This window comes from Streptomyces sp. NPDC050147 (assembly GCF_040660195.1).
Classification (GTDB): Bacteria; Actinomycetota; Actinomycetes; order Streptomycetales; family Streptomycetaceae; genus Streptomyces.
Genome location: NZ_JBFALJ010000030.1, coordinates 16,515 through 31,331 on the forward strand (window position 1 = coordinate 16,515; position 14,817 = coordinate 31,331).

At 71.0% G+C, this 14,817-nt stretch carries 11 protein-coding genes; 9 read left to right on the top strand and 2 right to left on the bottom strand.

Going from position 1 to position 14,817, the window contains the following annotated elements; translation table 11 throughout:
• Window positions 1-3 precede the first annotated feature (3 nt).
• The 6 genes from AB0I94_RS34730 (at window position 4) to AB0I94_RS34755 (ending at window position 7,395) form a co-directional block, all read left to right on the top strand.
• On the top strand, window positions 4-495 hold the full coding sequence (locus AB0I94_RS34730) for a MarR family transcriptional regulator (protein WP_363313723.1): 492 nt from the start codon (window positions 4-6) through the stop codon (window positions 493-495).
• 103 nt (window positions 496-598) lie between these two features.
• Window positions 599-1,165, top strand: a complete 567-nt coding sequence (locus tag AB0I94_RS34735; RefSeq protein ID WP_363313724.1) for a DUF4865 family protein — start codon at window positions 599-601, stop codon at window positions 1,163-1,165.
• Between the two features lie 210 nt (window positions 1,166-1,375).
• The gene (locus tag AB0I94_RS34740) at window positions 1,376-3,433 is read left to right on the top strand and encodes an MMPL family transporter (protein ID WP_363313814.1); all 2,058 of its coding nucleotides are present in this window, start codon (window positions 1,376-1,378) and stop codon (window positions 3,431-3,433) included.
• 99 nt (window positions 3,434-3,532) lie between these two features.
• Window positions 3,533-4,798, top strand: a complete 1,266-nt coding sequence (locus AB0I94_RS34745) for a cytochrome ubiquinol oxidase subunit I (RefSeq protein ID WP_363313725.1) — start codon at window positions 3,533-3,535, stop codon at window positions 4,796-4,798.
• Window positions 4,799-4,810: 12 nt separating this feature from the next.
• Window positions 4,811-5,818, top strand: coding sequence for a cytochrome d ubiquinol oxidase subunit II (locus tag AB0I94_RS34750; protein WP_363313727.1), 1,008 nt, complete (start codon window positions 4,811-4,813; stop codon window positions 5,816-5,818).
• A gap of 89 nt (window positions 5,819-5,907) precedes the next feature.
• Window positions 5,908-7,395: an oligopeptide:H+ symporter gene (locus AB0I94_RS34755; RefSeq protein WP_363313728.1), complete on the top strand. Its 1,488-nt coding sequence runs from the start codon at window positions 5,908-5,910 to the stop codon at window positions 7,393-7,395.
• A 64-nt stretch (window positions 7,396-7,459) separates the two neighbouring features.
• Here AB0I94_RS34755 and AB0I94_RS34760 read toward each other — a convergent pair whose 3' ends face one another.
• A complete protein-coding gene (locus tag AB0I94_RS34760) occupies window positions 7,460-8,398 on the bottom strand; it encodes an amidohydrolase family protein (protein WP_363313729.1) in 939 nt (312 codons plus the stop codon).
• 95 nt (window positions 8,399-8,493) lie between these two features.
• On the bottom strand, window positions 8,494-10,422 hold the full coding sequence (locus AB0I94_RS34765; protein WP_363313730.1) for an AarF/UbiB family protein: 1,929 nt from the start codon (window positions 10,420-10,422) through the stop codon (window positions 8,494-8,496).
• Between the two features lie 232 nt (window positions 10,423-10,654).
• Between AB0I94_RS34765 and AB0I94_RS34770 the strand changes: the two genes are divergently transcribed.
• The 3 genes from AB0I94_RS34770 to AB0I94_RS34780 all read left to right on the top strand — a co-directional run bounded on the left by AB0I94_RS34770 (window position 10,655) and on the right by AB0I94_RS34780 (window position 14,806).
• Window positions 10,655-11,575, top strand: coding sequence for an aromatase/cyclase (locus AB0I94_RS34770; protein WP_363313731.1), 921 nt, complete (start codon window positions 10,655-10,657; stop codon window positions 11,573-11,575).
• 152 nt (window positions 11,576-11,727) lie between these two features.
• Window positions 11,728-12,519 (top strand): class I adenylate-forming enzyme family protein, encoded by a 792-nt coding sequence (locus AB0I94_RS34775; RefSeq protein WP_363313732.1) that lies wholly within the window; start codon window positions 11,728-11,730, stop codon window positions 12,517-12,519.
• Window positions 12,520-12,655: 136 nt separating this feature from the next.
• A complete protein-coding gene (locus AB0I94_RS34780) occupies window positions 12,656-14,806 on the top strand; it encodes a condensation domain-containing protein (RefSeq protein WP_363313733.1) in 2,151 nt (716 codons plus the stop codon).
• The last annotated feature ends 11 nt before the right edge of the window (window positions 14,807-14,817 follow it).

Genomic DNA, 14,817 nt, shown 5'->3' on the forward strand with positions numbered 1-14,817 from the left:
GACATGGGTCTTGACGGTGCGGCGGACAGCGCGGACGGCCCCGGATCCGGGCTGCTGGCACTGGCGACGGCGCTGCGGGTGCAGGCCGCCAGGACCGTCCTGTTCCAGTCGGCGGTGGCCCAGGCCGTGGGGCTCAACGCCACCGACTTCAACTGTCTGAGCCTGCTGGACCTGGAAGGCCCCACGACCCCGGGACACCTTGCCGAACAGGTCGGCCTCAGCCGCGGCGGCGCCATCACCACGGTGATCGACCGGCTGCAGAAGGCCGGCTTCGTCCGGCGCAGGCCCGACCCGGTGGACCGCAGGCGCGTCATCGTCGAAGCCGTGCCCGAGGCCTTCGCCGCACAGGTCGACGTCCTTTTGACCGACTACCGGGCGGCGTTCGGCGAGCTCCTGTCCGGGCTCACCGAGGAGCAGCTCGAACTGCTCCTGGAGATCACCGACCGGAGCAACGAGATCTTCCACACCGAGACCCAGCGGCTTCAGGCCAAGTAGCCGCCGCGCCCCTGCACCGCCCGACCAGGACTCAAGCAGGAAACGGCACCCTCGGCGACCGGCAGTTCCTCTGCCGTTCTAAGCGAACGAGGTGACCGGGACCATGCTGTCCGCTCATTACTCCATCCCTCTTCCCGCCGACTACGACATGGCCCGGATCCGCGACCGGGTGGCGGCCAAGGCCGCACCCTGGGACACCAGGGCAGGACTGCTGCTGAAGGCCTTCTGCGTCACCGAGGCCGAAAGCGGTGACGGACACAACAGCTACGCGCCGTTCTATGTGTGGGCCGACACCGCCGAGTTCAGCTCCTTCCTCACCGGAGGCGAGTACGCCGGACTGTGCTCCGCGTTCGGCCCGGTGCCCGTGCGGACGGGCACCGTGATCCAGCTGAGCACCGGCAGCGGGCCCGTCGCACACCTGGTGGCCCAGTCCGAGGAGCTGGGGCCCGTGACGGACCTGCGCGAGGCCGCCGAACTCGAACGGGAACGCCACCGCGCCGCCCTGCGGGACCCGGCGGTCCACTCGCACGTCACCGAGCTCGACCCGGTGACCATGACGGTCACCCGGCGCACTCTGCTGCGCGCAGGACACGACGCCCCCCAGCCCAAGAGCGGGGCCCGGGTACTGCGTGTGCTGCACCTGTCCTCGCCCCCTCTTCCCACGAACTGACGCCCAGTTGGCTCTGCTCGCGCTCCAGCACGCCTCAGGCGATGCTCGAGACCGCTGTGGAATCCCTGGGTGAGTGACCCAGACAAGGAGCGCACGGTGACCTATACGCCCGCCCAGACGCAGGAGAATCGCCCGGCGCCGCCCCCACCCCGCACAAGCGTCCTTGAGCGCACCGCCGGCTTCGCCCAGCGCCACCGGTGGACGGCGCTGGTGCTGTGGCTGGTGATCCTCGTCGGTGTCTGGGCAGGAGCCTCGGCAGCCGGTGACCGCTACCGGGACGACTTCTCACTGCCCGGCACCGAGAGCCAGCAGGCGCTGGACGTCATGAAGGAACACGGGTCCGCCGACGCGGGCGACTCCGTGGACATCGTGCTGCACGACAAGGACGGCCTCACCGCGCAGGCCGTGAAGCGGCGGGTGTCCGCCATGCTGGCCGAGGTCGCCGACCTGCCCAAGGTCGCCCAGGTGCGCAGCCTTTACCAGGACCGGTCCGCCCTCTCCAAGGACGGCACGATCGGTTACGCCACGGTCGTCCTGGACGGCAAGGCCGAGGACATGGACAAGGCCGACACCCAGCGCATCCTGGACACCGCCCGCACGGCGCAGTCCGACGGTCTGCAGGTCGAACTCGGCGGCGACGCGGCCAGGAAGCTGGCCGAGCAGGAGAGCGGAGCGGCGGAAGGCGCCGGCATGCTCGCCGCCCTGGTGATCCTCGGCATCATGTTCGGCACGGTCATCGCGGCCGGACTGCCGGTCATCACCGCGCTGTTCGCGGTCGGCAGCACCCTGGGCGCCATCATCCTCCTCTCGCACACCTTCACCATCGCCAGCTACACCCCGTACATCATGATCCTGGTGGGGTTGGGCGTCGGCATCGACTACGCACTGCTGATCTTCGCCCGCTACCGGGCCGAACTGGTCAAGGGAGCCTCAGCGGAGGAGGCCTCGCGGCGCGCCCTCGACCTGGCCGGACGCACCGTCTTCTTCGCGGGGTGCACGGTCATCGTCGCCCTGCTGGGCCTGGTGGCCCTGGGGCTGGGTTCCCTGCAGGGCACCGCCGTGGCGCTCGCGCTCACCGTGCTGGTCACCATGCTGGCCTCGCTCACCCTGCTGCCCTCCCTCCTTGCGATCTTCGGCAAGCGCTTCGCCCGCCAGTTCACCGCCAAGGCCCAAAAGCGCATCGACAAGGGCAAGCCCGCCCCGGGCACCGGCTGGCGCCGCTGGGCCGGATTCGTCCAGCGCCGGCCGCTGGCCGTCCTGGTGCTGGCCGTCGCCGCGCTCGGCGCCCTCGCCGCCCCCGCCCTCGGCATGCGGCTCGGCTTCGCCGACGCGGGCAACGACCCGGAGAAGTCCACCAGCCGAAGCGCCTACGACCTGCTGGCCGAGGGCTTTGGCCCCGGCTTCAACGGCCCCCTGGTCGTGGTGGCCGAAGGCAAGGACCAGGCTGCCCAGGCACTGACCGCCAAGCTCAACGACACCCAGGGCATCGCGGCGGCCACCGGCCCCATCCCCGCCGAGGACAACGGCGCGTTCACCGTGATCGCGTTCCCCGACTCCGCCCCGCAGGACGCCGCGACCTCCGACCTGGTGCACGTGCTGCGCGATGACGTCCTTCCGGCGCTCAGCGAGCAGACCGGTGCCCAGTACCTGGTCGGCGGCTCGACCTCGGCCGTCGTGGACTACTCCGACACCGTCGCCGAGCGGATGCCGCTGTTCATCGCGATCGTGGTGGGACTCTCGCTGCTCCTGCTGGTCATGGTGTTCCGCTCGGTCCTCGTTCCGCTCAAGGCCGCGCTGCTGAACCTGCTGAGTATCGGAGCCGCGCTCGGTGCGATGACGCTCGTCTTCCAGAACGGCATGTTCGGCATCGAGCCCGGACCGATCGAGGCCTTCTTGCCGATCATGGTCTTCGCGATCGTCTTCGGCCTGTCCATGGACTACGAGATCTTCCTCGTCACCCGGGTCCGGGAGGAGTGGGACCGTACGAACGAGCACGCCACCGCCATCCGCGAAGGGCTGGCGCACACCGGCGGAGTCATCATCGCCGCCGGCGCCATCATGGTCGCGGTCTTCGGGGCCTTCATGCTCAACGGCGATCGCATGCTGCAGCAGTTCGGCTTCGGGATGGCCGTCGCCGTCTTCGTCGACGCCGTCATCATCCGCCTGATGATCGTCCCCGCCGCGATGCAGCTGATGGGCCGCAAGGCCTGGTGGATCCCGGCCGGCCTGGACCGGATGCTGCCGAAGCTGAACCTCGAAAAGCACTGACCCCGGGGGAGTCCGGGCGCCCCTGACGGCGCCCGGACTCCGCCACGCGGCCCTCGCGCCGCCCCTTCCCCATGCTCGGCTGCACAAGGAGAGACCCTCGTGGACGACGTGCTCACCCTCGCACGGCTCCAATTCGCCCTCACCGCCATCGCGCACTACCTGTTCGTCTCGCTCACCCTTGGCCTGGTCACCTTCCTCGTCGTCATGCAGACGCGCTGGGCGATCACCGGCAAGGACAAACACCGCGCACAGACCAGGTTCTGGGGACAGCTCTATCTGATCAACTACGCCCTGGGCATCGGCACCGGCATCGTGATGGAGTTCCAGTTCGGACTGAACTGGAGCGGACTCACCCATGCCGCCGGCAACGTCTTCGGCGCACCCCTGGCGGTGGAGACCCTGGTGGCGTTCTTCGCCGAGTCCACCCTGCTGGGCATCTGGATCTTCGGCTGGGACCGCCTTGGCCGCACCGCCCACACCGTACTGATCTGGCTGGTGGCGCTGACCGCCTACGCCTCGGTCTTCTTCGTCATGGCCGCCAACGGATTCCTCCAGAACCCGGCGCGCACGCGCACCAAGGACGGCGAGATGGTCCCCATCGATGCCGCCACCCTCTTTCAGAACACCAACGCGAGCTCCGCGACGGTGCACGTCCTGACCAGCGCGCTGACCACCGGCGCCTTCTTCGTCGTCGCGGTCAGCGCCTGGCACCTGCGCAAGCGCACCGCCCACACGGAGTTCTTCTGGTCGTCGATGAAGCTGGCCCTGCCCGTCGCCGCGGTCATGGCCATGATCACCGGAGTCATGGGGGCGAGCCTGTTCCAGGTGGTGGCCCAGGACACCCCGACCAAATTCGGTCCCGGGAACAAGGACGCGGAGGCCCAGGCCAAGGAATTCACTGAAAAGTTCGGGCCCGACAACTACTTCCCCCCCGACTACGTCAAGACCGCCGAGAGCTTCATGATCTCCAGCTGGGGCGTGATGATGGTCCTCACCCTCCTCGCCACGCTGTTCCTGATCAAACGGAACCTGATCCGCCGCCGCATCTTGCTGTGGCTGCTCAGCGCCGCGGTGGTCCTGCCCTACCTCGCAAGCACCGCCGGATGGATCTTCCGCGAGGCCGGCCGCCAGCCCTGGGCCGTCTACGGAGTGCTCAAGACCGAGGAAGCGGTCACCCCCGGACTGACCCTCGGCGGCGCCATCACCTCGCTCCTGGTCTTTGGCGTACTGGTCGCGGCTCTCACGCTCGTCGACTGGGCCCTGCTGATCCGCTTCGCCCGGAAAGGGCCCGACGGCACGCAGCTGGGAGCGGCGCCCCCGGCACCCGACGAGAAGCCCGCAGACGTACCCCAGTTGACCTACTGAAAGGCGCACACCATGTGGGACAACATCTGGTACGCCCTGCTCGCCCTGCTGCTGACGGGCTATCTCGTCCTGGACGGCATCACCATCGGCACCGGAATGGTGGGCCGCCTCCTGGCCCGCACCGACGCCGAGCGCCGCACCGTGGACGCGGCCACCGGACCGTTCTTCCTCGGCAACGAAGTCTGGCTGGTGGCCGCCGCGGGCATCACACTCGGCGGATTCCCCGGCCTGGAGTCCACCGTCGTCAGCGGCATGGCCCCCCTGATCGTCGTGGCCGTCGCCGCACTGGTCCTGCGGCACGCCGCGATCCAGTTCCGCCGCCGCGTGCCGACGCCCGGCTGGCGGCGGCGCTGGGACCTCTTCCTCCAGGCCGCCTGCGTGACCCTGGCCCTCATGTGGGGCGCCCTGGGCGCAGTGGTACTCGGCGCACTGCCTGTCAAGGACGGGCACCTGAGCCCCTCCCTCGACCTGCTGCTGCGCCCCGTACCCGCGGCCTCCGCGCTGACCGCCGTAGCCGTCCTGGCCCTGCACGGCGCCGTGTTCCTGGCCCGAAGGACAAGCGGCCCGGTCGCCGAACGGGCCGCGGCACTGACCGCGCGGCTGGGCACCGCGGCAGCGGGGCTGGGGCTGCTCACACTCTTGGCTGCCGCCTTCGACGCCAGGACCCGGGACGGCGTGCCCAACGCGCTGCCCGCCGTGCTGATCGCGGTGGCCGCGATAACCTCCGCGCTGCTGGCAGCACGGCTCGTGGCGTCCGACAGCCCGGGCGCCCCGGTGTTCAGCGGCCTCGCCGCGTGCCTTCCCGTCCTGGCGATCGGCATCGGCCGCTTCCCGCAGACGGTGATGAGCACCTACGAGGGAGAAAACCTCTCGCTCGCCGAAGCCGCCGCACACCCCGACACCCTGGGCCTGGTCGGCCCCCTGATGCTGCTGGTGCTGCCGGTGCTGCTCGCCTTCCAGGCCATGCAGTGGTGGGCGTTTCGCACCCGGACCGACGAGCGCTCCCCGGTGTACTTCTGAGCCCCCCGGCGCTCTTGAGGCGCTCTTGAGCCGTCCTCGGTGCACCCGTACCAACCTCGCTCCCTGCCCCGGAGACGTACGGAGGAACCATGGCGATCGCACCGGTCGGGCCACAGGCCGCCCAGCAGTCCGCAGAGACCGGACTGCTGGGACGGCCGCGCTGGTTCAACACCCTGTTCGGCACAGATGTGTGGGAGCGGTTCAGCTTCTACGGGATGACGGCGATCCTCGTCCTGTACGCCACGGAGGAGACATCCGGCGGCGGCATGGGCCTGAGCAAGGCCGACGCCACACTCCTCTTCGGCCTCTACATGGCCTCGGTGTTCCTCACCTCCGTGCCCGGCGGCTGGCTGGGCGACCGCATCCTCGGCTCCTACCGGGCGGTGCTCTACGGCGGGGTGACCATCGGGCTCGGCCACCTGTGCCTCGCCGTCCCCCACCCCGGCTTCTTCTACCCCGGCCTGCTGCTGATCGCCGCGGGCACCGGGCTCCTCAAGCCCAACATGGCCAGCCTCCTGAGCGCGTTCTACCGCCCCGAGGACCGCGCGGGCAGGGACGCGGGCTTCTCCATCTTCTACATGAGCGTCCAGGTCAGCGCACTCCTGGCACCGATCGTGGTGGGAGTCGTCGGGGAACGCGTCAACTGGCACCTGGGCTTTGGCCTCGCGGCGGCCGGCATGGCCGCCGGCCTGCTGCAGTACGTACGCGGCTCCCGCCACTTCGGCGACGTCGGCCGGGTGCCCGAGCGGGCGGCCACCCCCCTGCAGCGCGACCGGGTGCGGCGCGCGTCCCTGACCGGCGGCGCGCTGCTCGTGCTGGTCTACGGCGCGGACGCGGCCCTGGGCTCGTTCCAGATCGGCCATGTCATGGCGCTCATCGGCCTGTTGTGCGTCGTCCTGCCCGTCTACTGCTTCACCCGTCTGATCCGCAACCCGCTGCTGAGCGCCGACGAGCGGACCCGGGTCAAGACCTACATCTGGCTCTTCGCGGCCTCGGCGGTCTTCTGGGCGATGTTCCTGCAGGGCGGCTCGGTCTTCACTCTGTTCGCCAAGGAGTCCACCGACCGTCAGATGTTCGGCACCACCGTGCCCGCAAGCTGGTTCCATGCCGCAATCCCCCTCTTCGTCCTGATCACCGCCCCCTTCTTCGCCTGGCTGTGGACACATGCCGGATCCCGCATCTCCACCGCCGTGAAGTACGCCATCGGCATGTCGTGCACCGGCACCGCCTACCTGGTGATGTCCCTGGCGGCCCTGTCCGCCTCGGGAGGTGAACTGGTCTCCCCCCTCTGGCTGATCGTGGCGTACCTGCTGCTGGCGGCGGGCGAGGTGTCCTTCGCGCCGGTGGGCATGAGCGCCACCACGGCCATCGCCCCCGCGACGTTCGTCAGCCAGATGGTGTCACTGTTCTGGCTCTCCGGCGCACTCGGCGGAGGGCTGGGCGGCAACGCACTGAAGATCTCCGGCGACGACGTTCCCGGCCCCGGCTACTTCCTCACGCTCGGCCTGATCGTGCTCGCCGTCGGCGCGGGCCTGCTCCTGGCCCGGCGGCCGCTCACCCGGCGCCTGGGCCTGTGACCCGTCCCTGCCGCCCCCGCCCCTGAGGCCCGCTCCGCTCTCCCCCCCGGCTCTTGACGTGGTGTCAGCCCAGGTGGGGGAAGAGACGGAGCGTGTTCTCCCGCAAGGTGGCCGGCCCCACGCCCAGAAAACGCGGATCGGCGAGGTTCTTCGTCAGCGCCCCCACCGAGTGCGGCGGCACGAACGGGTAGTCGGAACCGACCAGGATGCGCTCGGCGCCCACCAGGTCACGCACCAGCCGCAGCCCGTGTCCCGCACCGCAGCTGGCCGTGTCGAAGTAGATCCGCCGCAAGAAGTCGAGGGAGGTCTCCTGCGCGGCGCCCGGCGTCGTGCGGCGCACGTTCTCGATCCGCTGGACGATGGCCGGCGCGGTGCCGCCCGCGTGCGCCACGATCAGCGAGACATCACGGTGGCGGCTGAGCGTGCCCCGCACGATCATCTGCGACAGCGCCCTGGTCGTGTCGAACACGAACTCGCCGTACCAGCCCGGCAGCCCCAGCCCGGGGGCAGGGTTGACCGGCGGCTCGGCCGGATGCAGATAAGCCACCGCCCGGCGCCGGTCCAGCTCGGCGAAGACCGGCTCGAACGCGGGATCGCCGAGGTAGCGGCCGGCCACATTGGTGTACAGCCCCACACCGTCCAGGCGGTGCACGTCGAAGATCCGGTCGATCTCGGCGAGAGCGGCGCCGACGTCGGGCAGGGGCAGCACCCCGAACCCGCCGAAGCGGCCGGGATGCTCCTTGACCAGCCCGGCGAGGTGATCGTTGCACCGGGTCGCCAGCTCGGCCGCCGCCGCCGGATCACCGAAGTACACCCCCGGCGGGGCGATCGAGAGCAACGCGCGCTCGATCCCGGCATCGTCGAGCATCGCCAGGCTCTGCCCCGGCGTCCACGACGGTATCGGCGCGCCGCCGGAGAGCGCATGACCGGCCCGCTCGGCGATCTCGCGGTAGAACTCGGGGATGAAGTGGTGATGCACGTCGATATGCCGTACCTGGCTCATCGGTCGGTCCCTTCCTGTCGTCAGGCGAGCGGCCGATTCTCGTGGCACCGGATCGAGGATCACTCGTACGCGGGCTTCAGCTCGTGCGCTGGGCCTCAGGCCGGCGGCCGGGCCAGCGTGTAGACGGTGCGCAGCACCAGAACGCCGGAGAGCAGCAGCAGGTGGTAGCCGATCAAGGCGTACAGCCCAAGACCGGTGGCGACCTCGGGCCCGCCCTTCGAGCCGAGGAGCAGCAGCACCCCGGCGATGCCGAAGAAGACCGCGAGGAACGCCAGCAGCACCCGGCTGAGCAGCTCGCCTATCACGCGCCGGTCCCGCGGGTCGGCGAGCAGCCGCACGTTCACCCCCAGCCGGCCCTCCTCCAGTGCCCCGCTGATCCGGTCCAGACGCCGCGGCAGCCGGCGCAGCACCGGCAGCAGCGCGACCAGCTCCTCGCGGGCCGTCTCGCCCGCCGTCCCGGGGCTCAGCTGCCGGGCGAACTGCGTCGCGGCGTACGCACGGGAGGCCTCCACGATGTCGAAGCCGTCCGACAGCCGGGTCAAGGTGCCCTCCATCGTGGCCAGCGCCCGGAACACGGCCGCGATCTCCGGCGGAACGGCCAGCCTGAAGTCCGTCATCAGCCGGAACAGTTCGGTGAACATCGCCGCGTCCTGGGCACCGCCATGGACGAGATAGCGGGCGCTGAAGTGCCCCAGCGCCCGCCGCAGCCGCTGCTCGTCGACCTGCTCGGGCCGGTTGGTCACCTCCAGCAGCGCATCGCACAGCGCGGTGGGATCTCCCCGGTCGACCGCCAGGAACAGCCCGGCCATGGAGGCCCTCAACCCCGTGTCGATGCGGCCCACCGAACCGAAATCCAGCAGTGCGGGGGTGCCGTCGGGCAGCACCATGATGTTTCCGGGGTGGGGATCGGCATGGAACACCCCGTCCTGCATGATCTGGTTGAGCAGCGCCGTGAGCAGCGTGCCGGCCAGTTTCTCCCCGAGTTCCGCGCTGCCGGGCGCCACCTGGCCCAGGGGGACGCCGTCGACACGGCTCATCACCAGCACCCGCGCGGTGCTCAGCTGTTCGTACACCTGCGGCACGGTGACGCTCCAGTCGCCGCGCGCCTGGGCCGCCATCCGCACGGCTGTCATGTTGCGTGCCTCGATGCGGAAGTCGAGCTCTTCGCGCAGCGCGACCGCAAACCCGCGGGCCAGTTCCATCAGGCCCAGGCTCCGGCCCCAGTTGGTACGACTTTGCAGCGTGGCCGCGAGCCGGTTCACGATGTCCAGATCCCGCTCGACGAGCTCCTGGATGCCGGGCCGCTGGATCTTGACGACGACCCGGGTCCCGTCGTGCAGGACGGCGGCGTGCACCTGCGCGATGGAGGCCGCCGCGAGCGGCAGCCGGTCGAACTCCGCGAAGGCCTGCCCCGGATCCATCCCCAGCCCGGCGATCAACGTCTCCTCGACCTGCGGCCAGGAGGCGGGCGCGACCTGGTCCTGCAGCCGGCTCAGCTCTTCCACATACGGCTGCGGCAGCAGATCCCGCCGGGTCGACATCAGCTGGCCGAGCTTCACGAAGGTGACCCCGCCGGCCTGCAGGGCCTGCCGCAACTCCTGCGCCAGCAGCTGATGGGGCGCCCCCGCGCTCTCGACGGCCCTGCGCCCGCGCAAGTAGGGCCCCAGACCGTGCCGGCCGGCGATCTTGGCGATGTGCGTATAGCGGCGCCCCCGTGCGATCCGCCCCCGGACCCCGCGTACCAGGTCCAACGGTCCGCTGCCGGCAGGCAGCAGCTCCCGCAGTGAGACCAGCGTGACCATGGCCGTCAGCAGCCCTATCCCGATCATCAGCGACAGCATGATGTGCCGACGATCCGCATTCTGCAGCTGGGGCCCGAGCAGTGACCCCGAGACGGAGATCCCGACGACGCCTGCCACCGCGATCCGCAGCGGCCCGGCCTTGATGCCAAGGAGACGGCGTCCGAGAAAGGCCGGGAGGAGAACGATGGCTAACGTCCCGGTGAGTCCGGCGATGATCCACATAGCGCGAGTGTCGCTACTTGCGCTCGAGTATCCCTCGAGCGGTCAGGGCCCCGTCGCGGCAGCCCCGACCGCACCCCGCGACGCGGCCCCCCATATCCGGCATGCGGCATTGGTCACCGCCGGCCGCCTCGAGCGCTTCTCAAGTGGGCCAGGGCAGATTGAGGAGACAGCATCGCCCGACCGGTGTTCCTCAGCGCACCAGAGCCGCACGGAGAGAAGGGTGCCGAGGCCGATGAGTGTCGAGAGGGTGCACAGCAGGACCCACGAAGTAACCATCCAGGCTCCGGCGGGAGTGGTCTACGCTCTGCTCACCGACTCCCCGAGCTGGCCCCTCCATCTGCAGAGCGCCGTCCACGTCGAGCAGCTGGAATTCGACGGCAGGCGTGAGCGCACCAGGGTGTGGTCCACCGCCAACGGCCGGGCGGACTCCTTCACTTCGCTCCGCACGCTCGCCCCCGAGCTGCGCCAGGTGGAGTTCCGCCAGGAGCAGCCGACGGCTCCCGAGCACCCTGTGAGCGGCGTGTGGAGCGTCGTACCGCTCGCCGCGCAGCGCTCAAGGCTGGAGCTGCGCTACCACTTCACCACCTCGGCCGGCGATCCGGCCGCCGTGCTGGAGAGTCTGCGCACGGCCGCCGAACTCTGGCCCAGGCTGGATGAGCTGGCGCTGTCCTTCGACGATTCGGTGCGGATCGAGGGCCCGGCCGAGCCGGTCTACGACTTCCTCTACCGCGTCCAGGACTGGCCGGGCCGTGTGCCCGGCGTGATCCGGGCCGATGTGGTGGAGGACGAGCCGGGGGTGCAGGCCGTGACCATGGACACCACGCAACCTGACGGCTCCGTGCGGACCACCCGGTCGCTACGGATCTGCTTCCCGCACGCCGGACTCATCGTCTCCAAGCAGCTGACGGCCTCTGGGCTGATGAGCGCCCACACGGGGGAGTGGTCGCTCATCCCCGACGAGAGAGGGGTGACCGTCAGCGCCCACCAGGACGCCGTGCTGTGCCGGGAAACCATCGAGCAGGCGCGCAAAGAGGGCACCGACACGGCAGGGGCCCGCCGCCATGCGCGCGAGACCCTCGGCCGTGGCGGCGCCCGCGTCCTGGCCCTGGCCCTGGCCAAGAAGCACACGCAGTGCGCGGTGCGGGTGCTGTGAGCGCTTGGGCCCCCAGCAGGCGCCGGCCCGGCAGGACCGCCACGGCAGACGCGAGCCGCCCCCGGGTCGAGCGGTCTTTGAAAATTCCTCCAGCGCAGCCACCGACGGTGTGCCCCACAGGCCGTACCACTCGGCGATGAGGAGGCCACACGGTGCCAGGACCCGCCTGCCCGCAGATTCCGCTCGACGGCCTGCCGCGCTGGGCAGCCATCCGAGATCCCGACGGGGCTGCCCTCACCACCGAGTCCGGCACCTGCACTTTCGCGGAACTGGACCGGCACAGCGACCGCGTCGCCCACTACATCCGGGCAACCGCCAGGGACGCAGGTGCCGTTGTGGGGGTCGCCGGTGGCCTCACCCCGGCCTTCGCCGCCGCCTACTACGGTGCCAGCCGCAGCGGGCACACCTTCGCACTGATCAGCCCGCGGCTGGGGCAAGCACCCCTGCAGCAGATCTTCACGGCCGCCGAGATCGAGATCGCATTTGTCTGCGCCGCCACCGCCGCGCTGCTGACCGGGCTGCGCGGGCGGCTGCCGCGGCTCCACACCGTCGTCGTCATCGACGCCGACCGCCGGGCCCTCCCCACGGGGACGATCACCCTGCCGTGCGCCCTGCAGGGCATGGCGGATGACCCCGTGGTGGCCGGCAGCGACCTCGACGCGGTGACCTGCGTGCGGTTTCGTGCGGGCAGGGCCGGACGGCCCCAGGGCGTGCGGCTCACCCACCGCAGCCTCGTCGCCCACGCTCACCAGGCCGCCCTCGTGCACCGGCTCGGCCCCCAGTCCGTGCTCTTCCACCCCCGCACGGCCCACGGCGACACCCACCTCAACCTCGGTGTGTACGCGGGGGCTTCACAAGTGCTGTGCCGCAAACCCGGCCCGCCGGCCTCGGCCAGGACCGACCTGGGCGCAGAGCGGTTCGCGGAGCCGTCCAGGGCGACTTGAGGAATCCGGCACTGCTCCTGCGGCGCCAGTAGCGTGGAACGCGACGGCGATGACAGGGACGCGAGGCGAGGGCCCACCCCCTCCGTACTCGGGTTTCCACGCTCGCAGAGCAGCTCGCACAGGAGAGGGAGAGCCGATGACAACCGAGCATCCCTCGGCCACATCGCTGACGGCGATCCTCGACCTGGAGAGCCTGGCACTGGAACTCCTGGGGCCGCTGGAAACCACCGCCCTTGAGGCCGCACTCGACCACATCGCCGCCCGATGCCCGGGGCCACCACCCGAGCGGCCCGTACTGCGCGCCGTCGACGCCGCCCACCACACCCTCACGATTCCCCGGCGGGCCGGCAAGTCGGACCCCTACCCGGCAGGACTCCTCGCCGACCTGCTCACCGGCACACCTGCGGCCCCGGCTCAAGCTCCGGCACACCACGAGGCGAGCACAGCGCACCGGCCCAGCGGCAAGGCCGCAGCCGCCCACGGGCCGCTGACGCACCACATCGCGGTGACCCCGCTGCAGCGCGAACTGCTCGCCGACGCCGCGGCTCACCCGGCCCACCACATCGAGCAGCTGACCTGGCGCTGGCACGGCCCCCTGGACACCCGCCGGTTCACCGCCTCCTGGCAATCCGTCTTCGACCACGAGACGGTGCTGCGCACCGCTTTCGCCTGGGACCCGCACCCCCGGGCCGTGCTCTTCGACCGGTCGGCCCCCGATGTCGTACGCCATCCGTACGGATCCGTGCCCACCGGAGCCGACGAGGCCCACCACACCGAGCTCACCCGGCTCATGGACCGCGCACGCGAGCGGGGCTTCGACCTGCGCCGCCCCGCACTGCTGCGTGCCGACCTCCTGGCGGGCGAGCCCCAGGACACCGGCTACACCCCGCCCACCGATGTCGTGCTCACCTACCACCGGGCGCTGCTGGACAACTGGAGCGTGCGCGTCCTGATCCAGGAGTTCTACCGCGCCTACCTCGCCGGAGGCGCGCTCCCCGGCGGTGAGCGCCGCCCCGACCTGAGGGACTACACGTGCTGGCGAGACGGCCAGGACCCCTCGACCGCCCGGCACTTCTGGACGGCGGGCCCGCGGCGCACCCCCGCCACTCTGCTGCGCGCAAGGCCCGGCCAGGCGACGGGCCAGGCCGGCACGGGCCGCAGCCGCGCTCGGCTGACCTGTGAAGAGACCACCAGGCTCGTCGAGTGGGCGGCCCGCTGGGGCACCACCGAGAGCAGCGCCCTGCAGGCGGTGTGGGCGATGCTGCTGTACCGGGCGTCCGGCACCTCCCTCGCCCCCGCCCCGGTCGGCTTCGGCGTGAGCGTGTCCGGGCGCGGCATCCCTCTGGAGGGCAGCGAGCGCATCCCGGGCCCCTTCGCCAACCCGCAGCCGATGCTCGTCGAGGTCGACCCGGCGTCCACCGTGCCACGGCTGCTGCGGTCGCTGCGCGACCGCACACTGGACATGGCAGCGTACGAGTGGGTCTCGGCAGGCCAGATCCACCACTGGCTCGGCAGGGCAGCGAGCGCCGAACTCACCGAAACCCTGCTGGTGTTCGAGCGCAGATGGCGCCACGCCGACGGCCTCGCCCCCGCGCTCGCCGCGCAGGGCATTCACGTCGAGACCCCCTGCCCGCTGCCCGGGCCGAGCACGTTCTCGATCGGCGCCCTCGCCCACCACGCCGACGACGGCGGCCTGGTGCTCACCTCAGTGCACGACCGCGTGCGCATCGAGGACGACAAGGCGGCGGCGATGCTCGCACAGAGCGCCCGCCTGCTGCGCGAGCTCCCGCACACGGCGGGCGAGAGGACCACCGTGGCGGAGGTCCTCTCCACCCTGAGCGGTGCCGACGCGCCCCGGACGCACGAGCGCCCGGCACACTTCGGCGCGGCGTCGAGCCCTGTGCTCCCGCTGCGCGCGGCCATGGCGCCGGGCGCCGGCACGGTCTGTCTCATCACCCCGCCCGGGGCGCCGGGACGGTGCCACACCGGACTCGTCGCGCTGTACGGCGGACCGCAGGCGCTGGCCTCGATCAGGCCCACGGTGGACAACGCCGAGGAGTACGCCAAGGCGCTGCGCTTGCTGCGCGAGGCGGGCGATCCGCTGGTGCTCGGCGGCTTCTCCGGCGCGGGAGCCATCGCCTACGAGATCGCCCGGCAGATCGCGGCGGGCGGCGTGAAACCCCCGCGGGTAGTGCTCGGCGCAAGCTGCGAGGAGGCATGCCAGAGCGCGGACGGGGACGGCGTACGTGATCTCGCCCTGACGATCGAGGCGGCGGCCCGGGCCTGAGTACGGGTGCT

Coding starts and splice junctions, on each gene's coding strand:
- AB0I94_RS34730 (WP_363313723.1), top strand. CDS start 4: ATGGGTCTTGACGGTGCGGCGGACAGCGCGGACGGCCCCGGATCCGGG.
- AB0I94_RS34735 (WP_363313724.1), top strand. CDS start 599: ATGCTGTCCGCTCATTACTCCATCCCTCTTCCCGCCGACTACGACATG.
- AB0I94_RS34750 (WP_363313727.1), top strand. CDS start 4,811: ATGTGGGACAACATCTGGTACGCCCTGCTCGCCCTGCTGCTGACGGGC.
- AB0I94_RS34755 (WP_363313728.1), top strand. CDS start 5,908: ATGGCGATCGCACCGGTCGGGCCACAGGCCGCCCAGCAGTCCGCAGAG.
- AB0I94_RS34760 (WP_363313729.1), bottom strand. CDS start 8,398: ATGAGCCAGGTACGGCATATCGACGTGCATCACCACTTCATCCCCGAG.
- AB0I94_RS34765 (WP_363313730.1), bottom strand. CDS start 10,422: ATGTGGATCATCGCCGGACTCACCGGGACGTTAGCCATCGTTCTCCTC.
- AB0I94_RS34770 (WP_363313731.1), top strand. CDS start 10,655: ATGAGTGTCGAGAGGGTGCACAGCAGGACCCACGAAGTAACCATCCAG.
- AB0I94_RS34780 (WP_363313733.1), top strand. CDS start 12,656: ATGACAACCGAGCATCCCTCGGCCACATCGCTGACGGCGATCCTCGAC.